At 63.3% G+C, this 22896-nt stretch carries 25 protein-coding genes, 3 tRNA genes and 1 pseudogene; 8 read left to right on the plus strand and 21 right to left on the minus strand.

The features are described 5' to 3' along the window. Positions 1-37: 37 nt before the first annotated feature. The 6 genes and pseudogenes from ADIAG_RS18255 to pyrE form a co-directional block, all read right to left on the minus strand. On the minus strand, positions 38-739 hold the full coding sequence (locus ADIAG_RS18255) for an urease accessory protein UreF (protein WP_007272914.1): 702 nt from the start codon (positions 737-739) through the stop codon (positions 38-40). Continuing rightward, on the minus strand, positions 720-1193 hold the full coding sequence (gene ureE, locus ADIAG_RS18260; RefSeq protein WP_007272915.1) for an urease accessory protein UreE: 474 nt from the start codon (positions 1191-1193) through the stop codon (positions 720-722). The genes ADIAG_RS18255 and ureE overlap by 20 nt, the downstream gene beginning before the upstream one ends. A 28-nt stretch (positions 1194-1221) precedes the next feature. Then, entirely contained in the window at positions 1222-2934 is a 1713-nt protein-coding gene (gene ureC, locus ADIAG_RS18265) for an urease subunit alpha (RefSeq protein WP_007272916.1), read from the minus strand. A gap of 209 nt (positions 2935-3143) precedes the next feature. Then, a pseudogene (locus ADIAG_RS22305) lies at positions 3144-3485 on the minus strand (urease subunit beta); the annotation flags it as partial. Positions 3486-3502: 17 nt separating this feature from the next. Then, complete coding sequence (locus tag ADIAG_RS18275; RefSeq protein ID WP_007272918.1) at positions 3503-3805, minus strand: urease subunit gamma; 303 nt, start codon at positions 3803-3805, stop codon at positions 3503-3505. A gap of 278 nt (positions 3806-4083) precedes the next feature. Then, positions 4084-4641, minus strand: coding sequence for an orotate phosphoribosyltransferase (gene pyrE / locus ADIAG_RS18280; protein ID WP_007272919.1), 558 nt, complete (start codon positions 4639-4641; stop codon positions 4084-4086). A 151-nt stretch (positions 4642-4792) separates the two neighbouring features. Here pyrE and ADIAG_RS18285 point away from each other — a divergent pair, with 151 nt between their 5' ends. The 3 genes from ADIAG_RS18285 to ADIAG_RS20545 all read left to right on the plus strand — a co-directional run bounded on the left by ADIAG_RS18285 (position 4793) and on the right by ADIAG_RS20545 (position 6960). Continuing rightward, positions 4793-5245, plus strand: a complete 453-nt coding sequence (locus ADIAG_RS18285) for a MarR family winged helix-turn-helix transcriptional regulator (RefSeq protein WP_007272920.1) — start codon at positions 4793-4795, stop codon at positions 5243-5245. 48 nt (positions 5246-5293) lie between these two features. Next, on the plus strand, positions 5294-6118 hold the full coding sequence (gene nadE / locus ADIAG_RS18290; RefSeq protein ID WP_007272921.1) for an ammonia-dependent NAD(+) synthetase: 825 nt from the start codon (positions 5294-5296) through the stop codon (positions 6116-6118). Positions 6119-6264: 146 nt separating this feature from the next. Continuing rightward, a complete protein-coding gene (locus ADIAG_RS20545) occupies positions 6265-6960 on the plus strand; it encodes a peptidyl-tRNA hydrolase (RefSeq protein WP_007272922.1) in 696 nt (231 codons plus the stop codon). On the opposite strand, the gene ADIAG_RS18300 is transcribed toward ADIAG_RS20545, so the two are convergent. After that, positions 6947-8176: an acyl-CoA dehydrogenase family protein gene (locus tag ADIAG_RS18300; protein ID WP_007272923.1), complete on the minus strand. Its 1230-nt coding sequence runs from the start codon at positions 8174-8176 to the stop codon at positions 6947-6949. The two genes, ADIAG_RS20545 and ADIAG_RS18300, sit on opposite strands and share 14 nt — an antisense overlap. A gap of 142 nt (positions 8177-8318) precedes the next feature. Here ADIAG_RS18300 and ADIAG_RS18305 point away from each other — a divergent pair, with 142 nt between their 5' ends. Next, complete coding sequence (locus ADIAG_RS18305) at positions 8319-10034, plus strand: AMP-binding protein (RefSeq protein WP_007272924.1); 1716 nt, start codon at positions 8319-8321, stop codon at positions 10032-10034. Between the two features lie 52 nt (positions 10035-10086). After that, on the plus strand, positions 10087-10611 hold the full coding sequence (locus tag ADIAG_RS18310) for a MarR family winged helix-turn-helix transcriptional regulator (protein ID WP_007272925.1): 525 nt from the start codon (positions 10087-10089) through the stop codon (positions 10609-10611). A 57-nt stretch (positions 10612-10668) separates the two neighbouring features. Here the strand turns inward: ADIAG_RS18310 and ADIAG_RS18315 are convergent, their stop codons facing one another. From ADIAG_RS18315 to ADIAG_RS18340, 6 genes are all read right to left on the minus strand, one after another. Then, the gene (locus tag ADIAG_RS18315) at positions 10669-11397 is read right to left on the minus strand and encodes an ABC transporter ATP-binding protein (protein ID WP_007272926.1); all 729 of its coding nucleotides are present in this window, start codon (positions 11395-11397) and stop codon (positions 10669-10671) included. A 56-nt stretch (positions 11398-11453) separates the two neighbouring features. Continuing rightward, positions 11454-12569 carry an ABC transporter permease gene (locus ADIAG_RS18320; protein WP_043475923.1) on the minus strand — a complete coding sequence of 372 codons (1116 nt, stop codon included), beginning with the start codon at positions 12567-12569 and terminating at the stop codon, positions 11454-11456. Between the two features lie 128 nt (positions 12570-12697). Further along, positions 12698-13513, minus strand: coding sequence for an MBL fold metallo-hydrolase (locus tag ADIAG_RS18325; RefSeq protein WP_007272928.1), 816 nt, complete (start codon positions 13511-13513; stop codon positions 12698-12700). Between the two features lie 145 nt (positions 13514-13658). Further along, positions 13659-14585, minus strand: a complete 927-nt coding sequence (gene mmsB, locus ADIAG_RS18330; protein WP_007272929.1) for a 3-hydroxyisobutyrate dehydrogenase — start codon at positions 14583-14585, stop codon at positions 13659-13661. A 15-nt stretch (positions 14586-14600) separates the two neighbouring features. Beyond that, the gene (locus ADIAG_RS18335; protein WP_007272930.1) at positions 14601-15674 is read right to left on the minus strand and encodes an enoyl-CoA hydratase/isomerase family protein; all 1074 of its coding nucleotides are present in this window, start codon (positions 15672-15674) and stop codon (positions 14601-14603) included. Positions 15675-15678: 4 nt separating this feature from the next. Next, complete coding sequence (locus ADIAG_RS18340; protein ID WP_007272931.1) at positions 15679-17178, minus strand: CoA-acylating methylmalonate-semialdehyde dehydrogenase; 1500 nt, start codon at positions 17176-17178, stop codon at positions 15679-15681. A 176-nt stretch (positions 17179-17354) separates the two neighbouring features. Here ADIAG_RS18340 and ADIAG_RS18345 point away from each other — a divergent pair, with 176 nt between their 5' ends. The 3 genes from ADIAG_RS18345 (at position 17355) to ADIAG_RS18355 (ending at position 20100) form a co-directional block, all read left to right on the plus strand. Further along, entirely contained in the window at positions 17355-18158 is an 804-nt protein-coding gene (locus tag ADIAG_RS18345) for an exodeoxyribonuclease III (RefSeq protein WP_007272932.1), read from the plus strand. A gap of 3 nt (positions 18159-18161) precedes the next feature. Continuing rightward, positions 18162-19013, plus strand: a complete 852-nt coding sequence (locus ADIAG_RS18350; protein ID WP_007272933.1) for a hypothetical protein — start codon at positions 18162-18164, stop codon at positions 19011-19013. 85 nt (positions 19014-19098) lie between these two features. After that, entirely contained in the window at positions 19099-20100 is a 1002-nt protein-coding gene (locus tag ADIAG_RS18355; protein ID WP_007272934.1) for a YdcF family protein, read from the plus strand. A gap of 10 nt (positions 20101-20110) precedes the next feature. On the opposite strand, the gene ADIAG_RS18360 is transcribed toward ADIAG_RS18355, so the two are convergent. The 8 genes from ADIAG_RS18360 to ADIAG_RS18395 all read right to left on the minus strand — a co-directional run bounded on the left by ADIAG_RS18360 (position 20111) and on the right by ADIAG_RS18395 (position 22877). Then, a complete protein-coding gene (locus tag ADIAG_RS18360) occupies positions 20111-20725 on the minus strand; it encodes a hypothetical protein (RefSeq protein ID WP_043475926.1) in 615 nt (204 codons plus the stop codon). Continuing rightward, the gene (locus tag ADIAG_RS18365; protein ID WP_007272936.1) at positions 20722-21297 is read right to left on the minus strand and encodes a hypothetical protein; all 576 of its coding nucleotides are present in this window, start codon (positions 21295-21297) and stop codon (positions 20722-20724) included. The genes ADIAG_RS18360 and ADIAG_RS18365 overlap by 4 nt, the downstream gene beginning before the upstream one ends. Then, entirely contained in the window at positions 21297-21662 is a 366-nt protein-coding gene (locus tag ADIAG_RS18370) for a hypothetical protein (RefSeq protein WP_007272937.1), read from the minus strand. The genes ADIAG_RS18365 and ADIAG_RS18370 overlap by 1 nt, the downstream gene beginning before the upstream one ends. Next, complete coding sequence (locus tag ADIAG_RS18375) at positions 21659-21850, minus strand: hypothetical protein (RefSeq protein ID WP_007272938.1); 192 nt, start codon at positions 21848-21850, stop codon at positions 21659-21661. The genes ADIAG_RS18370 and ADIAG_RS18375 overlap by 4 nt, the downstream gene beginning before the upstream one ends. Continuing rightward, positions 21847-22284 (minus strand): Asp23/Gls24 family envelope stress response protein, encoded by a 438-nt coding sequence (locus ADIAG_RS18380; RefSeq protein WP_007272939.1) that lies wholly within the window; start codon positions 22282-22284, stop codon positions 21847-21849. The genes ADIAG_RS18375 and ADIAG_RS18380 overlap by 4 nt, the downstream gene beginning before the upstream one ends. Before the next feature lie 235 nt (positions 22285-22519). Next, a tRNA-Phe gene (locus ADIAG_RS18385) sits at positions 22520-22595 on the minus strand. A gap of 55 nt (positions 22596-22650) precedes the next feature. After that, positions 22651-22724: transfer RNA gene (locus ADIAG_RS18390), tRNA-Asp, on the minus strand. A gap of 80 nt (positions 22725-22804) precedes the next feature. Further along, positions 22805-22877, minus strand: a tRNA-Glu gene (locus ADIAG_RS18395). Positions 22878-22896: the final 19 nt, after the last annotated feature.

Consider the following 22896-nt stretch of genomic DNA (forward strand, 5'->3'; position numbering starts at 1 on the left):
TTCTCTAGGTAACTCGTGCCCACCTGTCCCTGTCCTATTAGGACATGAACATGCGGGCGCGTAAGTGTTCGTGGCGCATCTGCGCTATTTCCAGGCCCGGTGCCGCAGCACCCAGATCTTGGACCTCAAGCCCGAAGATCATGTCCACGGTTTGCAGGACCGGTGCGTGCATGGCCCGCAGGACCCGCTGCCCGGCGTTCTGCCCGATGGGGATCCCACGGATCGCATTCTGTGTCAGCGAGGTGATGGTGGAGAACAGGTAGGCGGCCACGGTATCGGCGCACGGGGCACCTGCACCGCGGGCGCCCAGCGCAAAGGCAATGCCCGGGTGCCCGGAGCATGCCCCGGACTGAACCTGCAGGCGGTACTCCTCCAGCTCGGGCGTGGGGAAGACGTTGGTGGCCACGTGCAACATGCGCGCACCCATCTTCACCCCGGCCTCACGGATCTGCCGTGGCACCGCCGCGGCAGTCACCAGCGCATCGATGCGTGCCAGCTCTGCTCCGCCGGCCGCCTCGTAGGCCAGCCGCACGGTGAGCCCGTCGGTGTAGGCCAGCGACTGGGACAGGAACTTTTCAAGCCACAGCGTGAAGCTGGCCTCGTCGTGCACCGCCTCGGTGGACAGGTAGCTTTCCAGGCCCAGCGAGTGGCTGAACGACCCGGTGGGCAGCGCCGAGTCGGAGAGTTGCAGCAGCGTGAGCAGGTGCCCCGCCGCCGGGCTAGTGGGTGTGTTCGGCATGGCGGAACGGCACCGGCATCACGCGTTCCTGGCGCTGATAGGGCGTGTGGTGGTGCTTGAGGAAGTCCTCCACGGTGTGGTCGTATTGCACCACCATCACCGCCGCGGCGTAATCGGAATCCGCGTCGAAGAACTGGGCCTGTAGGTGCCGGTTGCCCAGCGCGTGGGCGACCTGGCCCATTTCGAAGATGGATTCCGGGGCAATGACCAACACGTCGGTGGGCAGCACCGAGATCGTGATGATCTCCTCCTCGTTGCGGAATAAGATGTCCCCATCTTCCAGGTCGGCGCCGGGGGCCAGACGGATGCCCAGCTCCCGACCGTGGTCCGTGGTGACGCGCTGAATGCGCTTGACCAGAGCCGAGGAAGGCAGCACGACTTTTTCTTCGTGCAGCTTCGCCAGCTCGGCCGCGGGAACGTCTTTCTTGTTCCCCGTGAGCCGCTCGATGATCATGAAACTCCTTGTGGTTCTCGCCGTCGGTCTAAAAGAGGAAGTAGCGCTGGGCCATGGGCAGCACGCTGGAAGGCTCGCAGGTGGCCAGTACCCCATCGACGGTGACCTGGTAGGTTTCCGGGTCGACCTTGATGTCGGGGGTTTCCCCGTTGAACTTCAGGTCAGCCTTTTTCAGTGTCCGGATTCCGGACACCGGTCGGATGACCTTGCGCAGCCGCAGGCGTTCGGGCACGCCCTCCTCGATGGCTGCCTGGGACAGGAAGGTAATGGAGGAGGAGTGCACCGCGGTGCCCAGCGCACCGAAGTTCGCGCGCAGCGTGCGCGGCTGCGGGGTGGGGATCGAGCCGTTCGAATCCCCCATCAGCGACTGCACGATCAGCCCTCCCTTGATCACCATCTCCGGTTTGACGCCGAAGAACGCCGGATCCCACAGCACCAGGTCGGCGAACTTGCCTTCCTCGATGCTGCCGATGGAATCGGCGATGCCGTGGGCAATGGCCGGGTTGATGGTGTACTTCGCGACGTAGCGCTTGATCCGGAAGTTGTCCCCCACCTCCAGGTCCTGCGGCAGCTTCCCGCGTTGGCGTTTCATGGCGTCGGCGACCTGCCAGGTGCGCAGCACCGTCTCACCGACTCGGCCCATGGCCTGGGAGTCCGAGGAAGTGATGGAGAAGACGCCCATGTCGTGCAGGACGTCCTCGGCGGCGATGGTCTCCGAGCGGATGCGCGAATCGGCGAAGGCCACGTCCTCGGGAATATCGGCGTTGAGGTGGTGGGCCACCATGAGCATGTCCAAGTGCTCGTCCACGGTGTTGTTGGTATAGGGCAGCGTGGGGTTGGTGGAGGCCGGGAGCACGTTGGGCAGGCCCGCCATGCGGATGATGTCCGGGGCGTGCCCGCCACCTGCCCCTTCGGTGTGGAAGGTGTGGATGACCCGTCCATCGATGGCGGCAATGGTGTCCTCCACAAAGCCGCACTCGTTGAGGGTGTCTGCGTGGATGGCGACCTGAATATCGAATTCGTCGGCGATCTTCAGTGACTCGTTGATCGAGGAATGTGTTGCTCCCCAGTCCTCGTGGATCTTCAGGCCGATGGCACCGGCACGGATCTGCTCGGCCATCGGCCCACGCGCACTGGCGTGGCCTTTGCCCAGGAACCCGATGTTAATCGGCAGATTTTCCACTGCCTGTAGCATCCGGGCGATATGCCAGGGCCCGGGCGTCACGGTCGTTGCCTTGGAGGCATCGGAAGGTCCGGCGCCACCGCCGATCATGGTGGTGACTCCGGAGGCCAATGCCACGGGGACCTGGTCGGGGCTCACGAAGTGCACGTGGGTGTCGATGGCACCGGCGGTAAGGATCTTGTGTTCCCCGGCGATGATGTCGGTGGCGGCGCCGATGGTGATGTTCACCCCGTCGGTGATGTCGGGGTTTCCTGCCTTGCCGATCTTGAAGATGTGCCCGTCACGCAGGGCCACATCGGCCTTGTAGATACCGGTGTAGTCCAGCACCACCACGTTGGTGATGACGGTGTCGGGGATGTCCTGATCGCGGGTCAGTTGGCCGTTTTGGCCCATGCCGTCGCGGATGACTTTGCCGCCGCCGAAGACCACTTCGTCGCCGTAGTTGGTGTAATCGTGCTCGATCTCGGCCAGCAGCTCGGTATCGGCCAGACGAACGGCGTCCCCGGTGGTTGGCCCGTACATTTCCGCATAGTGTTTGCGGCTCATTTCGAAGCTCATGCTTGGTCCTCCTCCTGGGTCGGGTTCTTCGCGGCATTTTTCTCGGTGGCGCGCCGGACCTCATCGGGGTGCGGCGGCAGGGTTTCATCCACCGGGTCCACACCGTAATCGGTGTGGAAGCCCTTGGATTCGCGGCCAAGGTTGGGCAGGTCGATGTCGTAGTCGGAGACAAGCTCGGCTTCTGTCACCGGGTTGATGCCTGCGGAACCGCCGATGGCCTCGGTTTCTTTGGCGGGGATGGTCTCGCCCAGCGGCCCGTTCACCCGGTCCTGGAAGCCGTAGACATGCCGACGGCCGGCGAATTCGACCAGGTGCACGGTGCGTGCGTCCCCCGGTTCGAAGCGCACCGCGGTTCCCGCGGGGATATCGAGCCGGAAGCCGCGGGCTGCGACCCGGTCAAGGTCGAGCTGCGGGTTGACTTCGGCGAAGTGGTAATGCGATCCAACCTGGACGGGGCGGTCCCCGCGGTTGACCAGGTTCAGGATTCGGGTTTCGAGTTCCGCGTTGCAGAGCACTGGCTCGTCACGCAGGATGTATTCTCCCGGTTTCATGCTGTTTTCTCCCTTGCCTAGCGAATCGGGGTGTGGACGGTGATGAGCTTGGTTCCGTCCGGGAACGTCGCTTCGACCTGGACGTCGGAGATCATGTCGGCGACGCCCTCCATGACCTGTTCGCGGGTCAGGATGGTGGTTCCGTAGCTCATTAAATCCGCCACGGTGCGCCCGTCCCGGGCGCCTTCGATGAGTTCGTAGGTAATGATGGCCACGGACTCGGGGTGGTTGAGCAGCAATCCGCGGGCTTGGCGTCTACGCGCCAGATCGGCAGCCACGACAATCATGAGTTTTTCGTGCTCACGCGGGGTCAGATGCATCTATGGGCTCCAGTTCTCAACAGCAGTAAAAACAATGCGCCACCCGTTATCTACAACCGGCGAAATACTACGCCGGGAGGTCCGTGGATAAGGCCACAGTAGCAGATCAAACCGGGTAAATGCGCCACTTTCACTGGCACGTTAACCCTGCGGAACCGTAGTACTTCACAGGCGGCTTCCAGAGCCCTTGGGCGCCGCTTAAACCACGATGTCCCACGGTTTCCATTGGTGATGGAACCGCGGGACACGCAGGTTTTTGTTGACAATTTTTCGGACGTTTACAGACCCAGTTCGTCTTTGCCGAAGGCGTAGAGGTACGGTACCCCGGCCTCGGCCTCGATGCGCTCCTTCGACCCGGTGTCGCGGTCGACGATCACTGCCACGGCCACGACGTTGCCACCGGCCTTGCGCACTCCCTCGACGGCGGCCAGTGCCGATCCACCGGTGGTGGAGGTGTCTTCCAGGACCACGACGTTGCGTCCTTCGACCGAGGGGCCTTCGACCTGGCGGCCCATGCCATAGGACTTCTGGGCCTTGCGCACCACAAATGCGTCAATCGCCCGTCCCGCATGGCCGGCGGAGTGCATCAGCGCGGTGCCCACCGGGTCGGCGCCCATGGTCAGGCCGCCGGCGTTGGTGAAGTCGATGCCGGCCGTATCAAGCATTTCCAGCATGACGGAGCCAACCAGTGGTGCTGCCTCGTGGTGCAGGGTGATGCGGCGAAGGTCGATGTAGTAATCGGCCTCCTTGCCGGAGGAAAGGATGACCTTGCCGTGGACCACGGCGAGTTCCTTGATGAGTTCGAGCAGGCGGGTGCGCGCGGCAGTGTTGGTCATGGTCATAATTCTAGATTGGTCGCTGGGCCACTCGCGATCGCAGCCGCTATGTGTCACCGAAAAGCCGTCTTCGGCCCACGACCTGCTGCCCCCGGACAGGGGACCAAACTCGCTACAGACAGGCAGGTGGTCCCCGGGTTAGGGTAGGGACATGACCGATTCTCGCCCATTGGGTTACTGGCTTAAATTGGTTGACTCGCTCATTTCCGAGCAGTTCGCCAACTCCCTCGAAGAGCACGGCGTTACGCGCCGACAATGGCAATTGCTCAATGTCTTATCCGTTGGTCCCGCCTCCGGCGGTGAACTCACCGCGGCTCTGGCCCCGTTCTTCGGGGAGGCACAGGCCGAGGACGAGCCCTCCAGCCCCTCCGAGCATTTATCGGAGCTCGTTGAATCCGGTTGGGTCGCCGAGGAAGGGCAAACCTTTACGCTCACCGAGCGCGGCGCTGTCTCTTTGGACCGGCTGACCGAGATCGTCGATGAGATGCGTGAGGAATCCAGCGCCGGGATCACCTCGGAGGAGTATTCCACCACCGTGAAGTCGCTGAAGAAAATGGCGGCCAACCTTGGCTGGGATCCCAACAGGCCACCTGCCGACCTCTAAGTCCCCGCTGGTTCCAGGCCAGTCCCGGAGACGGGCTAGTCTTGGTTCATGCGCGAACTACAGGCCGTCATCATCAAGGAAATGGGTGTCAAGCCCCGGATCGATCCCGCCGCGGAGGTCCGTGCCCGCATCGATTTCCTCAAGGACTACATCCGTGCCACACACACCAACGGCTTCGTCTTAGGCATCTCCGGAGGCCTCGACTCCACGCTGGCGGGCCGATTGGCGCAGCTTGCCGCCGAGGAGCTGCGTGCCGAAGGCACCGAAGCCTCATTCGTGGCCGTTCGGTTGCCCCATGGGGAACAGCTCGATGAGGCCGATGCGAAGGCTGCCATGGACTTCGTTTCCGCCGATGTGGAACGCACGCTGAATGTGCGTGCCGGTGTCGAGGGGCTCGAAGAAGCATTCAGGTTGGCCACCGGCGGACCGATCTCCGATTTCAACAAGGGCAACGTCAAGGCCCGCATGCGGATGATCGCCCAATACACGCTGGCCGGCGAGGATAATCTGTTGGTCATTGGGACCGACCACGGCGCCGAATCGGTCACCGGCTTCTTCACCAAGTTCGGCGACGGTGGTGCGGACATCCTGCCCCTCTTTGGGCTGGACAAGCGCCAGAACCGTGAACTGCTGCAGTATTTGGGCTCGCCACGGTTGCTCTGGGAAAAGGTTCCCACCGCGGACCTATTGGATGGCCAGCCGCTGCGCACCGACGAGGACGAGCTAGGCATCACCTACGACCAGATCGATGACTACCTTGAGGGACGCCAGATCCCGGAGGATGCTGCAAAGATCCTCGAAACGAAGTTCTTGCGCTCACGCCACAAGCGCACCACCCCGGTCACCATTTTCGATTCATGGTGGCGGTCCTAGAACGCGTTGTTCTCGCAGCCACGGGCCGCGCGGCGTTGACGAAGCCACCCAAGAACCGCGTCGCCCTGCTGTTTCTGGAAGGCCCGAAGGATGGGACCGGGTTTGGCTCGCCGCGATGCCGGGGCTAATCAAATAGGGTGGACGTTGTGGAAGCCACCGAAAACGACCCAATCCCAGAGACCACCGCCGAGACCAGTGTCGAGGAGTTCCCGGAGCCGACCGGCGAGCTGGTTCAGCCGATCATCTTGCTGGTGGACCGCGAAGAACCCTGCCCGGAGGAATCCGGCATTGCCGTGGCCGCCCTGGCATCGGTGAGCGCGCTGCTGGCCAATCCGCGCCACCCCTATTGGCGGCCTTGGGCACAGGGCGCGTTTGCCAAGAGCGTCCGCCGGGCTGATGCCAAAATGTTCGCGAAGGTCGCCGCCGAGTTCCCGGACCACGTACTGGCCGAGATCGGTACCGCCAAGGCATTGGGGTTTGCCCCAATACAGGCCGACTCCCTGGCCAAACGTCTGGCCAAGCTCCAAGTCTCCGGGACCACCCTGCCACCCGGCGATCCCATGGATTCGACCCCGGTTCGCATCGTGCTGAACGATTCGCTGGGGATGAGTACGGGCAAGGCCGCCGCCCAGGCGGCCCATGCCTTGTTCGCCTGGGTCCTAGAGGGAAAGCCGGCGGAGCTTGAAGCCTGGCGCTCCGGCGGCTGCGCGCTGTCGATCGAACGCGCGGATTCCAAGATGTTCACGAAGAACGCGCGCACCGCCAGTGGTCCGTTGATCCACGATGCCGGGCGCACCGAAATCACACCCGGCTCGGCGACCGCGTTTGTCAGTGTCCACTGACGAAGGCGGAGATCCCGGTCATGGCCCTTCCGACGATCAGCGAGTTGATCTCGTACGTTCCCTCGTAGGTATAGAGGACTTCCACATCGCCGAATAGCTTGGCCATCTCATGGTCGGTGGTGATGCCATTGCCTCCCAGCAGGGCGCGGCCCTTGGCCGCGGATTCACGCGCCAGACGCGTGGTCGTCGACTTCGCCATGGCCGCCTGGACCATTTCAAGGTCCCCGGAACTCTGGATCCTAGCTAGGTCGGTCATCAGGGAAAGGCTGGCCATGGCGTTGCCCAGGATCTCGGCCAACGGCAGTTGCACCAACTGGAATCCGGCGAGAGCTGTGCCGAACTGCGATCGCTCCAGCGCGTAGTCCCGCGCAATGTCAAAGATCCCCAATTGGACCCCGGCCGCCTGCCAGCCCACCCAAGCACGCGAATGCTTAAGCAGTTCGTTCGCGGCGGCAAAGTTCTTGACCCCGGGAAGTCGGTTGCTTTCGGGCACCCTGACTGCCTCGAGGTCGATGTCGGCATTCTGCATGATCCGCAGGCCGATCTTGTGGGAGATCTTTGTCGCGGTGAAACCTGGCCGGTCGGATTCCACGATGAAGGCCTTGATTTCTCCGTCCGAGGTGTCTCTGGCCCACACCAGGGAGAAGTCGGCCATGGTGGCCGCCCCAATCCAACGCTTAGCACCGTTGATGACCCATTCATCTCCTTCGCGGGTGGCGGTGGTGGCGAGCCCTCCGGCGATGTCGGATCCGTGGTCCGGTTCGGTCAGGGCGAATGCCCCGAGCGCGGTGAAGTTGCCCAGTGCGGGCAACCACTTTTCCTTTTGTTCCTTGGATCCGAGTTGGTGGATCATCCCGACGATGAGCTCGTTGTGGATCCCGACCATGGCGGAGAGCGAGACATCGGCGCGTGCGGCCTCGACGTAGACCAGCCCCTTGAACAGGTCGCTACTGCCGTCAATCTGGAGGTTGCCCAAACCGTGGGCGGCCATCTCGGGTAGGAGGTGGTGCGGGAACTCCTCGCGGTTCCAGTAGTCGATGGACTCCGGGCGCAACCGTTCCTGTAAGAAGGTTCGGATCTCGAGCAGTCGTTGGTGCTCGGCCGGATCTAGGAGCTGCCATACGTGCATGAGGTCAACGTCCATAAATGCAGGTTCCGGGGTGCTGGAGGTCCGACTCTTGGGGGTGGCTGGTGTCGGGGATTCGCTCAGTGGCATGAGAGGGGGTGTCTCCTGTCGATGAAATATTTGGCTCGGTGGTGGTCAACCCTTCCAAACCCTTGGATATCAAAGTATATTTGCAAGTGACTCAAATCACTAGGGCTTCCTACTAATTAGGGATCGAAGCGACAGGACGACAATGACCGTTACCGAAGAATTCCGTACAGCACGCAACCGACTCCTCGAATTGCGCACCAACTATGCAGGGGCGATGGCGGAATTCCGATGGCCCGAGTTCACCGAGTTTAATTTCGCTCTCGACTGGTTCGATGCTGTCGCCAAGGACCCGGCGCGCGCCAACACCAACGCTCTGGTCATTGTCGAGAAGAATGGTTCCGCCACCCGCTGCACCTGGGCTGGCCTCTCGGCCCGATCCAACCAGGTTGCCAACTGGATGCGCTCAATCGGCATGAAGCGCGGCGAAAAGATGATCGTGATGTTGGGCAACAGGGTGGAACTCTGGGAAATCATGCTCGCCGGCATCAAGCTGGGCATGGTCATGATCCCCACCACCACCCAAATGAACCATCTAGACCTGCAGGATCGGGTTGATCGCGGAGGCGCCCGCTGGGCGCTGGCGGGATCCGGCGATACCGGCAAGTTCGACAAGGTCACCGGCGAGTGCACGGTCATCCACGTCGACGGCGATGTCCCGGACGGCGCCCTGGACTACACCCAGAGCAGTGGGCACCCCACGGATTTCGTTCCCGAGGTCCCCACCAAGGCCGACGAGACCTTGCTGTTGTATTTCACCTCCGGGACCACGTCCAAGGCCAAGCTGGTGGAGCACACCCACACCTCGTATCCGGCGGGCCATTTGAGCACGATGTTCTGGATCGGGCTGGAACCAGGCGACGTGCACCTAAATGTCGCCTCGCCCGGGTGGGCCAAGCATGCCTGGAGCAACTTTTTTGCTCCCTGGATCGCCGAGGCCACGGTCTTCCTCTACAACTACGATCGGTTTGATGCCAAGGCACTCATGGGGCAGATGGACGCCGAGTCCGTCACCAGCTTCTGTGCACCGCCCACGGTGTGGCGCCTGCTGATCCAAGCCGACCTCACCGCGCTGAAGACACCGCCGGCCAAGCTGGTCTCTGCCGGCGAGCCGCTGAACGCGGAAGTCATCGACCAGGTCAACCAGGCCTGGGGCCAAACGATCCGTGACGGATTCGGGCAAACCGAAACCACCGTGCAGATCGCCAACCCGCCGGGGCTTCCGATCAAGATCGGCGCCATGGGCCGCCCAATGCCCGGCTATGACGTGGTCCTGATCGATCCGGCCACCGGCCAGGCGGGGCGCGAAGGGGAAATCTGCCTACGGCTGGACCCTCGCCCGCTCGGGTTGATGAAGTCCTACTACGGGGATCAGGAAAAAACCGACGAGGCCTTCCGCGACGGTGTTTACCACACCGGGGACATGGCTGAAATGGACGAGCAGGGGGTCATCACCTATGTGGGGCGCGGCGATGACGTCTTCAAATCCAGCGACTACAGGTTGAGCCCCTTTGAATTGGAGTCTGTACTGATCGAGCATCCCGCGGTGGCCGAGGCAGCGGTGGTCCCCTCCCCCGATGCCCTGAAACTCTCGGTCCCCAAGGCCTTCGTGGTCACCGCCGACGGGTACCAGGCCTCGGCGGAGCTGGCCGAGAGCATCCTGCGGTACTGCAGGGAAAATCTGGCTCCCTTCAAACGGATCCGCCGGCTGGAATTCGCTGACCTTCCCAAAACCATCTCCGGGAAAATTCGTCGGGTGGAACTGCGGCGCAACGAAGCCGCACGCCACGAAGGCGCCGCGGCAGCCGAAGGCCAAGGCATTGAATACCGCGATGACGACTTCCCGTCGCTGAAATCCTGATCGCCGTGCGGGCTTGGATATGCTGGGGCACGAGTTCTAACCGGAGGGAAAATTGAGCCAGCCATTATCGCGCGACCCGATCCTGGAAGCGCAACGCAATTGGGAACGCCACGGGTGGGAGGATGTCGCCGAGCCCATGGCCGCGATCACCGCCCTGATGCGCACGCAACAGATCCTCTTGCAGCGCGCGGAAACGGTGCTCAAGCCCTTCGGCCTGACCTTCGCCCGCTACGAGATGCTCGCACTGCTCAGCTTCACCCGCGACGGTGCGCTGGCCATGAACAGGGCCAGCGCACTACTCCAGGTCCATGCCACCTCGGTGACCAACGTCGTGGACCGCTTGGAGCGTGCCGGACTGGTGGCCCGCACCAAGCATCCGACCGACAAGCGAACCACCCTCATCGCTTTGTCCACGCAGGGTCGTGATTTGGCTGCCGACGCCACGCTCGAATTAAACGCCCAGGTCTTTGCCGACTCCGGTTTCTCGGATCGGGACATCTCCACGTTGATCCGGATCTTTTCCAAGTTCCGTAAGGAGGCCGGGGACTTCGCCGCAGAGGATTCCATCGACTCGTAGTGCCGGAGATGCCCCCGATCCCCTACTCTGGCATGTCCCCCGGGGGGGGTGTTCTTCCTAGACTCCGACGAGCTCGGAGGCTCCCAGGGCTCCGTCACGCATGGTGGCGACCGAGTCGGTGAGAGAAATGAATTCGGTGTCGTGCGTGACCATGACCGTGGCGACCGAGAATTCCTTGGTCACCTGGGCCAGCAGCTTCACGATCGATTCGCTGCGCGCATTGTCTAGCGCGGCGGTAGGCTCATCGACCAACAGCACCTTGGGCTGCCCCATCAGGGCCCGGGCGATGTTCACGCGCTGGCGCTGACCGCCGGAGAGCTGGTGCGGGCGCTTCTTGGCACTGTCCTGAAGCCCCACGATCTCCAGCAATTCCAAGGCACGGACCTTGGCGGCCTTCAACGGCTTGCCGCGCAGGTGGTCGGAGATCATCAGCTGCTCGACGGCGGTCAGTGAGGCCAACAGGTTGGGCTGCTGGAAGATGATGCCGATCTTCTCGCGGCGCAGGGTGGTCATCTGGGCATCGTTCAGGTCGCTGGCGGTGGTCCCGTCGATGATCACCAATCCATGGGTCGGACGGATCAGGGTGGCAGCCGCGGCCAGCAACGAGGACTTGCCTGACCCCGAGGGGCCGATCAATGACAGCACTTGCCCCGCACCGACGCTGAGGTTCACCGAGTCCAGTGCCTTGATGGTGCCCTCCCCGTCGGGGTATTCCAGGGTCAGGTCAATCAGTTGCAGGGGCATGGCGGCGGATGCTGCGTACTGTGTGGTGGTGGGGGTGTTCATGGGGGTTCCTTTGCACAGAAGTCTGGGGCGAAACGGGGAGAGGTGCGGGGGGGGTGCTAGTTGCCGCCGAGGGCGATGAGCGCATCGACCTTGGTGACACGGGAGACGGCGAGCGCCGCACCGGCCAGCCCGAGCACGACGACCCCGACGATGGGCAACACCGTGGTGGCGGGGCTGACGAGGAAGGGTGCGGCGTTGGCGGCGAAGAAGCCACCGATAATGCCGATGCCTCCGCCGATTCCCGCGCCGAGCAGCAACACGATGCTGGCCTGCGTGATCGCGTCCTTCAAGACGTAGCTGCCGGAGCCACCCAGGGCCTTGAGCACCGCGATGTCACGGGTGCGCTGCACGGTCCAGACCGTGAGGAAGGCCAGAATCACCAGGGCCGAAATTCCGTAGAGGAATCCCTGCATCATCAGCAACGAGCCGTTCTCGCTCTTGTAGGAGCCCAGTGCCGCATACGATCCGGTGCGGGTGGTGCTGAGCGTTTCCGCTGCCGCGTTTGCGGCCTCGGTGTCAACGGTGGCCCCGTCCTGGTTGGTGATGGCAATGACGGTTCCGGCCTGGCTGGTATCACCGAGGTGGGCCAGCTTGGCCCACGAGCCCAGATCCGTGTAGAGGACCGAGGTGTGCGAGTACCAGTTGTCGGCCTCGATCCCGCCCACGACCAGGTCGACCCCGGCCATGGAAATGGTGTCGCCCTGTTCCAGGGCGAGGTCCTTGGCCACCGATTCACCGATGACGACCTTGCCCTCTTCGACCGGCGCCGGTGCTAGGGAACTTCCCGCTGGAACACCGAAGACCGCAACGTTGGTGGTTCCAGAGCTGGTCTCGGACCCTGCTGCGGATCCGGTCAGGCGGGTCTGGGTGATGCCGATGGCCTCGGCCGAGGCGACGCCGGGGCTCGTGGACCAGGCCTCGACCTGCTCCGCCGAGACCTGGCTTTCGGTGAAGGATGCCTTGGGTTCGTTGCCGCTGGCGGCACCAAAGGCGATGGAGTCGACGGGTGTGGTGGCCGAGCCGAGGTTTTTCAGCGCCGAGGTGGATTGGTCGCCCAACCCCGCGGTGAGCCCCGAGAGCATAACCAGCAGCAGCGTGATGAGGGCGACCACCGAACCCATGAGGGCGAAGCGGCCCTTGGCGAAGCGGATGTCGCGGATTGCAAGAAACACGGTAGGAGGTTCTCTTTCAGTGGAGGGTTCGAGGCTCTTGCCACCGGCAATGTCCCCGTTCTTATCTCTATCCTCCAATTTCCCCCGGCGTTGCACATCGACCATTCGGTCGATAGTTGCACCCGACCCTATTCGGGCATTTCTCCGCGGACCCACGAAATATAGCGCTTCAGGGTTTCCTCGACGATGGCGTGTGCGTCATCCTCCAACACGGCAAATGCGCTATACATCCGAGTGAACTCCAACGGCAGCACGGTCTCAAGGATCCGTTCGATGGTGGTGGCCGGCAAGGGGATGTTATTCACGTAGCTGCGCATGGCATTTGCCGATTTCCTGTCCCCGCCCACGGCGATGGTGTCCCCGGTGATCAGCACCCCTGCACCGCGGTTCCCGGCCGGCCAGTGCACCACGGAACTCCCGGCAAAGTGTCCACCGCATGGGTACATCCAAAGCCCGGGGAGCAGTTCAGTTTTCCCTTCCCAGAGTCTGATGACCGGGTCGGGACGTTGGATCCACTGGACGTCGGCCGCCGCGACGTAGACGGGCACATGGCCGAAACGGTGACTGTACTGGATCGAGGATCCGGTCAGGTGCGGGTGGCTGGAGGCAATGGCGGCAACCCCGCCGAGCTCATTGATGCGCTGTGCCCCGGCGTCGTCGATGAATCCGGGCGGTTCGAAGAGTAGATTGCCGCCGGGCGTGCTGATCAACAGCCCGCGTTGTCCGATGCCCAGTCGCGGTGTGGAGGTGATGGCGTGGAGGCCGGGCTCAAGTTCGTTGATGACCAGCGTGGTGCCCTGGGACGCGAGTTCCTCACGCGTGGTCCAGGACTGCCCGGAGGCGGGAACCCACTGGCGTTCGTCCTGGCAGATCGCGCAGCACGCCGGCGGGATCGGCGCCTCGGAATGCTCGATGGCGCAGGTGGAGCAGCTGAAGATCGTCATCGAAGTACCCCCGGAGATAGGTGTCGAGTCGTGGCCGTTTGATACAAAAGGCACCCACGGTCTGGGACGGTGGCCCCGGAGCAAAGACGTTTAGCGCTGGTCTCTTCTCCGGGATCATCGTCCCCTTTCCATCGATGGGTCGACGCTAGGCTTGCGAGCCGTCCCTGATATCGGTGATGATGCCGGAGAAATCGCGGCCAGCCCCGCCCTCGTCGGCGAACTTGCGGTAGATCTGCGCGGCCAGCGGGCCCAGCTGCGCGGCAACCCCGGCATCTTCGAGCGCATTCAGCGCCAGCCCCAGGTCCTTGGCCATCAAGGCCCCGGCAAAACCGGGGACATAGTCCCGGTTCGCCGGGGAAGCCGGCACCGGACCGGGGACCGGACAGTTGGTGGTGACCGCCCAGCATTGGCCCGAGGCCGTGGAGATCACGTCGTAGAGAGCTTGGTGGCTCAGGCCCAACTTTTCGCCCAGCACGAAGGCTTCCGCCGCACCGATCATGGAGATGCCCAGCAACATGTTGTTGCAGATCTTCGCCGCCTGGCCAGCCCCGTGTCCACCGCAGTGCACCAGCTTCTTTCCCATGACTTCCAGCAGCGCAGTGAGCTGTTCAATCTCCGATTCTTCGGCCCCGATCATGAAGGTCAGGGTTCCGGCCTCGGCGCCGACCACCCCGCCGGAGACAGGTGCGTCGGCGGAGCGGTGTCCGGCGGCCACCGTCAGCTCTGCTGCTTCACGGGCCTGAGCCACATCGATGGTGGAGCAGTCCAGAAACAGGGTGTTTGGCGGTGCGACCTCGAGCAGCCCGGGTTCGCCGGCACCACGGTAGGCATCTAGCAGGATGGCCCCGGAGGGGAACATCGTCAGCACGACCGATGCCCCGGTCACGGCCTCCGCAGCGCTCGTGGCACAAGGCACTCCGGCCTCGGTGGCTGCGGCCATCGCCGCGGGAACCACGTCGAAGCCCACCACGTCGAAGCCCGCTTTGATGAGGTTCACCGCCATGGGTTCGCCCATGTGTCCAAGCCCCAGGAACGCTATCCGGCCCGCGGAGACGGGTGATTTCTCGGTCATGTTCTTCCTCCAGTCCTATTCGGCCGCGTCGCTGAGAGCGCGTGGGTTGAGTTTGAGTTCGCGTTCCCCCAGCGAGGCGAAGCTTGCCTCCAACACCGAAGCGTCCACCTCGCCCAGGGTGGCGGGGTTCCACGCCGGGGCGTAGTCCTTGTCGATGACCTGGGCCCGAATGCCCTCGGGGAAATCGCTGGAATCCAGGGCCCGCAGCCCCACCCGGTATTCCTGCTCCAAGACCTCTTCGAGGGTGGTCATGCCCTTGGCACGGCGCAGCGAGGCGAGCGTGAGCTTCAGAGCCGTCGGGGATTTTTTAGCCAAGGTCTCCACCGCAGTCTTGGCCTCCTGATTGCCTTCGGCCGCCAAGACTTCTAGTGCCGAGACGATATCTTCAACTTCGGTGCCGGCATAGGCAGCATCAAGCCAGCCCTGCCAGGCTTCGAGCTGAGAGGTGGGTGGGGCCAAGACGAAGTCCGCCAGCACCTCGTTCACTGGTTGCGTCTGAAGTGCAGTGAACAGCTCTTCGGCACGGTTGAAGTCGATCAGGTGGTCGGCCAGACCCAGGTAGAGCACCTCGGCGGCGCCTAGGTGTTCCCCGGTCAGCGCGGCGTGGGTGCCGCTTTCTCCCGGGGACCGCGAGAGCAGGAAGGTTCCACCGACATCGGGGACGAAGCCGATGGTGGTTTCCGGCATGCCGCTGCGCGTCCGGGTGGTGACCAGCCGGTGGCTTCCGTGGGCCGAGATCCCGACTCCCCCGCCTAACACCAGCCCGTCCATATAGGCGATATAGGGCTTGGGGTAGGCATTGATCAAGGAATTGAGCCGGTATTCGGTAGCCCAGAATTCCTCGGTTTGGGTACCGCCGGCGGCGATGTCGCGGTGGATCGCCACGATGTCCCCGCCGGCACACAGTCCCCGTTCCCCGGCCCCGCGCACCAATACCTGGTCAATGGCCGGGTCATCGGCCCACGCGCGAAGCGTGTCGAGCATGGCCGAGGCCATCGACCCGGTCAACGCATTGACCGCACGGGGCCGGTTCAGCGTGATCACGCCCAGGGTGCCACGCACTTCAAAAAGGACTTCGGATTCGGTCATGGGATCAGCTGCCTTCCGGCATCACGAAGCTGGTACCCTCGCGTATCCCCGAGGGCCAACGCGTGGTGACGGTCTTGGTCTTGGTGTAGAACCGGAATCCGTCGGCACCGTGCTGGTTCAGGTCCCCGAAGCCCGAGGCCTTCCACCCGCCGAAGGTGTAGTAGGCGATCGGAACCGGGATCGGCACGTTCACACCGACCATGCCCACCTGCACCCGGGAGGTGAAGTTCCGTGCGGTGTCCCCGTCGCGGGTGAAGATCGACACGCCGTTGCCGAACTCGTGTTCGGAGGGAAGCCGCAGGGCCTCCTCGTAGTCCTTGGCTCGGATGATGCACAGCACCGGACCGAAGATCTCTTCCTTGTAGATCCGCATGGATTCGGTGACATGGTCAAAGAGTGTGGGGCCGACCCAGAACCCGTCCTCATGGCCGGGCACGACCAACCCGCGGCCGTCGATGAGCAGCGAAGCGCCCTCGTCCACGCCGACCTGGATGTAGTTTTCGATGCGTTCCTTGGCGCTTTGGGCGACCACCGGGCCGAAGTCGGAGGATTCGTCCATGCCGTCGCCGACCCGGAGCTTGCCGATGCGTTCGGTCAGCTTGGCCACCAGCACATCGGCCGTTTCCTCGCCGACCGGGATGGCCACCGAGATGGCCATGCAGCGTTCTCCGGCCGACCCGTAGCCGGCACCCATCAGGGCATCGGCGACCATGTCCAAATCCGCGTCGGGCATGATCACCATGTGGTTCTTAGCCCCACCGAAGCACTGGGCACGCTTGCCATTCGCTGCCGCCGTGGCGTAGATGCTCTGCGCGATGGGGGTGGAGCCGACAAAGCCGATGGCCTGCACCCGCGGGTCCTCCAGCAGCGCATCGACGGCTTCCTTGTCCCCGTTGACCACGTTGAACACGCCGTCGGGCAGGCCCGCCTCGGTGAACAGCTCGGCCAGGCGCAGCGGGACCGAGGGGTCGCGTTCGGAGGGCTTGAGAATGTAGGAGTTGCCCGAGGCCAGGGCCGGTCCGGCCTTCCACAGCGGGATCATGGCCGGGAAGTTGAACGGGGTGATGCCGGCGACCACACCGAGAGGCTGGCGCATCGAGTGGACGTCGATGCCGGTGCCGGCACTGTCGGAGAATTCGCCCTTGAGCATGTGCGGGGCTGCGGCACAGAACTCGATGACCTCAAGCCCGCGCTGGATGTCGCCCTTGGAATCGGGGAAGGTCTTGCCATGCTCGAGGGTCAGCAGCGCGGCGAGTTCATCCATGTTCGCATAGACCAGGTCAACGAACTTGTTCAGGATCCGGGCCCGGCGCTGGGGATTCGTCGCTGCCCACTGGATCTGGGCGGCCTCGGCCACATCGATCGCGGCGCGGACCTCGTCGACCGAGGCCAGCGGGAGCCTTGACTGCACGGCCCCGGTGGACGGGTTGTACACATCGGCGAAACGTCCGGAAGTTCCCGCGGCATGGGTGCCGCCCACGTAATGGGACAGTTCACGAGTCATGTGATTGATGCTCCTTGCAAAGTTCGCGAAAAACGCGGCAACGTCCTGTGATGCGCGCCACGCCTGTTACTCAAAAATATACTCGGACTTCCTACTAAATTGCTAGGGCCGCCGCACCCTGTTGCTTTCGTGTTCCCTAACCTGACCGCGTGGAGCGAAGTTGATAGGTTGGAAGAGTGAAGATTGCTACTTGGAATGTGAACTCCCTCCGTGCCCGTGCCGACCGCGTCGAGGACTGGCTACGCCGCTCTGATATTGATGTCCTGGCCATCCAGGAAACCAAGTGCAAGGACGAGAATTTCCCGTGGGAATTGTTTGAGAACAACGGCTACGAGGTGGCGCACTTTGGCTTCAGCCAGTGGAATGGCGTGGCCATCGCTTCGCGCGTGGGCCTCGACGACGTCGAACGCACCTTTGGTGACCAGCCGGCCTTTGGCAAGGGCGGCAATGACCCGGTACAAGAAGCCCGCGCCATCGCCGCAACCTGTGGCGGCGTGCGCATCTGGAGCCTCTACGTGCCCAACGGCCGCGCTCTTGAAGACGAGCACATGCCCTACAAGCTCTCCTGGCTGGACACCCTGAACCAGCAGGCGGCCGGCTGGCTCGCGCAGGACCCCGAGGCGCAGGTGGCACTGATGGGCGACTTCAACATCGCCCCGCGCGACGAGGACGTCTGGGACATCGATTTTTTCCGAGACAACAACATGACCCACGTTTCCGCCCCGGAACGCCGTGCCTTCGAAGCATTCGCCGAGACCGGCTTCACCGATGTGGTGCGCCCCTACACCGACACACCCAAGACTTACACCTACTGGGACTACACCCAGCTGCGCTTCCCGAAGAACCAGGGCATGCGCATCGACTTCACCCTGGCCTCCCCGGCGCTGGCGGCCCGGGTCACCGGCGCAAGCATCGATCGCGAGGAGCGCAAGGGCACGGGCGCCTCGGACCACACGCCGGTGATCGTTGAGCTGGATTAGGCCATGGTGCAGATCAGTGGTGCCAACCGGCGGGCCCTGCCCCCGACCTCCTATCTGCGCGTTTTTGAACCCCTGAGGGCCTTTTCGGACCAGGACCAGGCGGTGGCGGTGTCCACCGGCCGAGTCGGCCGCGAGGTATTGGAAGACTCAACGGCCGCAGCGGCGATCAAACGGCTGACCCGGCCGTTGTCCGACCCCTTCCCGCACCAACACCGGGAGAGTTTCCGCAAATTGGTCACCACGACCTGGGACGGATCAATCCATACCCTGTATTGCCCGGACCAGCTGGCCACCCGGACCATCCTGGCCTCGGAGCAACTCGACGGGTCGATGCGCCCGCAGCTGCTGGAGCTGTTAGTCCCCAGTGCCGCGCGGGAAGCCAATGCATTGCGCGTGGACAAGGACCAGTTCACCGAAGATCTGGCCCATCTGCACACCCGGACCTCCACCTGGGGAATCCCCTTTGGGTGGTTGATCCTGGTGCACGAGGACGACGAGGTCGAGATCGTCGAGGACGGGGAGGAACTGCTGGCCAGCAGGATCTACACTCCCTTGCACCAAGCCTTGGACCGGGCCAGGTATGCTGCGGCAACCCTGGCGATCCACGCCCCTGAGATGGATCTGCTCGATGAGCTGGCAACACTGAGCGAATGGTTGCAGCTCTTTGACAAGGAATCGGTGATCGAGCTCGACTACGGACGCATCGCCGCACTGGTGTGGCCCGATGAGTCGCCCCACGACCTGCGCCTGGGCATCGAGTCGTTGGCCGAATCGGACATGACCGGGGCCGCGGCCTCCTATCGCCGGCTCTCGAACCGCTGGTTGGCCATCCGTCAGCTCGCACGGGCCAACTGATTCGGCCTCGGCCCCCGGCCGCACCTGCAGTGTGAGCGCAATGAGTTGAGCACTGGCGATTCTCGACGTTGATAGTCTGACGGTTGTGATCTTCATTCCCGCATTGCTGCTCTTCGCCCTGTACTTCTACCTGCGCCACCGCGACCGCCGGATGCTGCGCAATGGAGTGGTGCTCGTGGCCGCGTGCTACATGCTGTTAATTGAGCTCGGGAACCTATTCGCGCGCTGGGTGCCGGGTGCCTCTTATGTGTTCTTGGCAGTACTGGCCTTGGCGCCGCTGGCCATCTTGGCGCTGGCCGCCGTGCTGATCCACAACGGTCTCGTGATGAAAAGGAACGAAGGCCGGCGGCTGGCGAACATGGTTTCACTGCTGTTGGGGTTACTGCTGATCGCACTGCCGATTCTGGCGCTGGCACTGGTGCTCACCACCAATGCCGTGGCCATCGGGCTGGCAGCCTTGCTCTTTTTCCTGTGCAGTTACTTCGGCGTGGTTTTCGTGGTGTTCCTCGCCTATGCGATTGCCTACGGGCGCATGCCGTTCCGCGAGGCACCGCAGGGAATCGTGGTGCTAGGTTCCCGGCTGATCAATGGCGAGGTACCCCCACTGCTGCGTAGCCGCTTGGACAAGGCCTTGGAGATCTACCGCGACACCGAGCCCCGCCCGCTGTTGATTCCGTCCGGCGGGCAGGGGCACGACGAGCCGCACCCTGAGGGGGTTGCCATGGGCGATTATCTGCTGGCTGCCGGCGCTGACCCGGCGGACGTCGCGGTGGAGGATCAGGCGGTGAACACCGAGGAAAACCTCAGACTCTCCGAAAGGGTGTTTGCCGCTTCGGGGCGCAGCGGCCCACTGCTGGCCGTGACCAACAACTACCATGTGTTGCGTGCTGCGCTGCTGGCCCGCCAGCTGAAGATCGACGCCGAGGTGGTTGGTTCACCCACCGCCAAGTATTATCTGCCCAGCGCCTTCCTCCGTGAATACGTGGCAGTGCTGGTGGAGCACAAGTGGCTCCACATCCTCTTGTTCCTGCCGTTCATGGGTTTTACCGCGGTGTTGGTGATGGCTGTACTCGCCAATCAGGCCTGAGGCGCCCGGATCACAACACCCGTTCGGTTCTGGCGAAGCGTGAGCGAGCCCCAGCCACCAGGTAGATGACCACCGGACCGCCGACTCCCAGCGCGTCCTGGGTGAGCCGCGCGGCCCTGGCCACGTCCCGTCCCAACGCCCCGGGGGCGGTGCCCTTACGAGGTTGGACCTTGATCCGCAGTCCGGCCTCGGGATCCAGCGACCACACACTGACATTGATGGATAGGACGTCACGGCGTTTGCCGAGGTAGTGCCGCAGCGCCTGCTCCACCGTGCTTTGGGAAATTTCCACTCGCCCCGGCACCGGACCCTCGGGCAGGAAGACCGAGACATAGTCTCCGCCCCTGCCCCGACCCTGAACCGCAATCCACCACAGCATCAGCAGGATCAGGCAGATCAGCAACGCGGCCACCACGATCCACAGCCAGGAGTCCGACTGCCCCGGCAAGGTCGTCTGGGCCAGCACCGCATCGAACCAGGTGCCAACATTCGCCGCGGTATTTCTCCAGCCTTGAGCATAGTCGGCAGAGACGGCAACCAGCAGCAGGTTCAGGCCGCACGCCAGCAGCAGCACACCAAGCACCACGAGGATGACCCGGTTGAGCATTCTGGGAGTCCGGTTCACTGGCCGATCACCCCGCGTTCGGCGACCCTGACATGGACCTGGGGCAGAGGCTCGACCAGATTGACCCGCAGTTCGTCCTCCAGCCCGGCCATGATCGCTTCGGGGTTGACCGGCGTACCGGAGGTCGGGCTGAGCTGTACATCGACCCGCTCACGGACCACAGTGACAAGCACTTGGCCGGGGCCGACTCCGGCCTCGGCCCGGGCACGGTGGGCCAGGGATGCGGCCAGGACCTGGTCATCGACCATGAGGATCCCGTCCTCACAGGCCAGTAAGTGTCGTGCACGCCGCCCGCGGCGCAGCCCCTGAACCAGCAGCACCACGCCAAGCAGGACCAACCCCGCACCCATGGCACCCAGCCATGCAGGGTCGAGTTCTCCGGGCAGTGCAGCGATCCAGTGCCACCAGGTCCCTGGGGCGGCTACCAAGGGTAATTGTCCCAGCGCCTTGAGTGCCGCTTCGAACAAAGCGTAGAGGCACAGCACAATGATCAGTGCGGCCACGGTGATGGCTGCCGGGGAGCGTCCACTGGTCAGTTCGCGCTCTTGGATGTCTTTTGCTTGCTCCGGCATCAGCGTCTCCGTCCAGTGGCCGGGTCAACGATGCCGGTGACCCGTACGTCCACGCGGCTGACCAAGGAACCTGTCAGCGCCGTGAAACGCTCTCCGATTTGCGCTCTCTTCTGACGAACTTGGTCCAGCACCGTGCCGCGGAAGGCACTATCGGCAGCGGAAAGGGACACCGGAAGATGGATATCGAGAGCCAGGTAGCCCGAGTCATCGCGCAGGAATGCACGCACCAAGCTTGGATCCACGGCGAATGCTTGCGCGGCCGCCGCACGCGCGGTGCCGGTCAGAGCCTGCGCGCTGACGCGGGTGTATCCCGCACATGGCGGAGCCGAGGGCTTCGGGTCAACGTCAACAGGTGTCGAGCTCATGAGGAGGAGCGTCGCCCGGTCAGGGAATCCAAGATCGCACGCACGTCGACATGGCCGCCGATGATCCGTGCAATCAGCGCTCCAACGGTCATGAACAAGGCCATCAGTAGGAAGCCGCCGAGTCCGTAGGCCAGTGCGGCCCACGCCAGAATGGCCCCAATGAGCGCACCAATCAGTGTTGGTTTCATGATGTTCCTTCCATCGCCTCGTGGGGCCGGTTCCCGAGAGGTGCACCGGGACCCGGAATATGGACGTCGCCGATTTCGATATTGATCTCGATGACTTCGAAGTCGGTGAGGTCCTGGACGGCGTTGAAGACTGCCTCGCGCACTGTGGCGGCGAGGGCGTGGAGACGGACTCCGTATGTGGCCGTCAGCATGAGATCGATGGCGACTTGACGGGTGCCTACTTGGACGCTGACGCCGTGTGCTGGTTCCTGCGAAGATCCCACCGCGCCACGGATGGCTCCCAGTGCGCGAGAAGTCCCCAAACCCGTGGAATACACGCCCGGAATGGAGCGGGCGGCGGCGGCAACGACCTTTGCGACGGCAAGGTCCGTGATTTTTGTGGTCCCACTGGCTGCCGTTTCGGGCAGATCGTGCACCGGCTGATCATGATCCATGGGTCAGCTCCTCTTCTGTGCGCGCCATCCAATACCTTGGCGTGGACTTCCAGCCTACAACCGATTGTGACCGATACCGCAAGAACCGACAGGTGAGGGCGGAGACTTGGTTGCAAGTGTTTGATGAACGAGTGAGGGTCGGGAGCCGCTCCCGAGGACCGGGTTTAGGGAGGAACGAGAATCCCGGCGATTTTGGTTAAAGCAAAAACCCCCTTGTTTCCAAGAGGGTTTTAGATGGTGGCTCCGACCGGCGTCGATCCGGTGACCTTTCGATTTTCAGTCGAACGCTCTACCAACTGAGCTACAGAGCCTGGCATCATCAGGCAAGATGATCACCCGATCTCCCGGCGAACCAGAAAACCAAAGCGACCCTGACGGGACTTGAACCCGCGACCTCCGCCGTGACAGGGCGGCGCGCTAACCAACTGCGCTACAGGGCCTTATTTGCGAAGTCTCCCTCGCTCACAAGACAAGAACTCTACCAGAGAATTTCACTCAAGTACAATCCATATTTCATGCGTACCCCCAACGGGATTCGAACCCGTGCCGCCGCCGTGAAAGGGCAGTGTCCTAGGCCGCTAGACGATGGGGGCCAGGAACCTCCGCCGCGGA

Source organism: Paeniglutamicibacter gangotriensis Lz1y (assembly GCF_000348945.1).
GTDB classification, from domain to species: domain Bacteria; phylum Actinomycetota; class Actinomycetes; order Actinomycetales; family Micrococcaceae; genus Paeniglutamicibacter; species Paeniglutamicibacter gangotriensis.

Excerpts from the sequence above, each read along its gene's own strand:
- ADIAG_RS18255 (WP_007272914.1), bottom strand. The coding sequence starts at position 739 with ATGCCGAACACACCCACTAGCCCGGCGGCGGGGCACCTGCTCACGCTG.
- ADIAG_RS18340 (WP_007272931.1), bottom strand. The coding sequence starts at position 17,178 with ATGACTCGTGAACTGTCCCATTACGTGGGCGGCACCCATGCCGCGGGA.
- ADIAG_RS18285 (WP_007272920.1), top strand. The coding sequence starts at position 4,793 with ATGACCGATTCTCGCCCATTGGGTTACTGGCTTAAATTGGTTGACTCG.
- nadE (WP_007272921.1), top strand. The coding sequence starts at position 5,294 with ATGCGCGAACTACAGGCCGTCATCATCAAGGAAATGGGTGTCAAGCCC.
- ADIAG_RS18325 (WP_007272928.1), bottom strand. The coding sequence starts at position 13,513 with ATGACGATCTTCAGCTGCTCCACCTGCGCCATCGAGCATTCCGAGGCG.
- ureC (WP_007272916.1), bottom strand. The coding sequence starts at position 2,934 with ATGAGCTTCGAAATGAGCCGCAAACACTATGCGGAAATGTACGGGCCA.
- pyrE (WP_007272919.1), bottom strand. The coding sequence starts at position 4,641 with ATGACCAACACTGCCGCGCGCACCCGCCTGCTCGAACTCATCAAGGAA.
- ADIAG_RS18335 (WP_007272930.1), bottom strand. The coding sequence starts at position 15,674 with ATGACCGAATCCGAAGTCCTTTTTGAAGTGCGTGGCACCCTGGGCGTG.
- ADIAG_RS18275 (WP_007272918.1), bottom strand. The coding sequence starts at position 3,805 with ATGCATCTGACCCCGCGTGAGCACGAAAAACTCATGATTGTCGTGGCT.
- ADIAG_RS18305 (WP_007272924.1), top strand. The coding sequence starts at position 8,319 with ATGACCGTTACCGAAGAATTCCGTACAGCACGCAACCGACTCCTCGAA.
- ADIAG_RS18375 (WP_007272938.1), bottom strand. The coding sequence starts at position 21,850 with ATGAAACCAACACTGATTGGTGCGCTCATTGGGGCCATTCTGGCGTGG.
- mmsB (WP_007272929.1), bottom strand. The coding sequence starts at position 14,585 with ATGACCGAGAAATCACCCGTCTCCGCGGGCCGGATAGCGTTCCTGGGG.
- ADIAG_RS18300 (WP_007272923.1), bottom strand. The coding sequence starts at position 8,176 with ATGCCACTGAGCGAATCCCCGACACCAGCCACCCCCAAGAGTCGGACC.
- ADIAG_RS18370 (WP_007272937.1), bottom strand. The coding sequence starts at position 21,662 with ATGAGCTCGACACCTGTTGACGTTGACCCGAAGCCCTCGGCTCCGCCA.
- ureE (WP_007272915.1), bottom strand. The coding sequence starts at position 1,193 with ATGATCATCGAGCGGCTCACGGGGAACAAGAAAGACGTTCCCGCGGCC.
- ADIAG_RS18365 (WP_007272936.1), bottom strand. The coding sequence starts at position 21,297 with ATGCCGGAGCAAGCAAAAGACATCCAAGAGCGCGAACTGACCAGTGGA.
- ADIAG_RS18380 (WP_007272939.1), bottom strand. The coding sequence starts at position 22,284 with ATGGATCATGATCAGCCGGTGCACGATCTGCCCGAAACGGCAGCCAGT.
- ADIAG_RS18350 (WP_007272933.1), top strand. The coding sequence starts at position 18,162 with ATGGTGCAGATCAGTGGTGCCAACCGGCGGGCCCTGCCCCCGACCTCC.
- ADIAG_RS18315 (WP_007272926.1), bottom strand. The coding sequence starts at position 11,397 with ATGAACACCCCCACCACCACACAGTACGCAGCATCCGCCGCCATGCCC.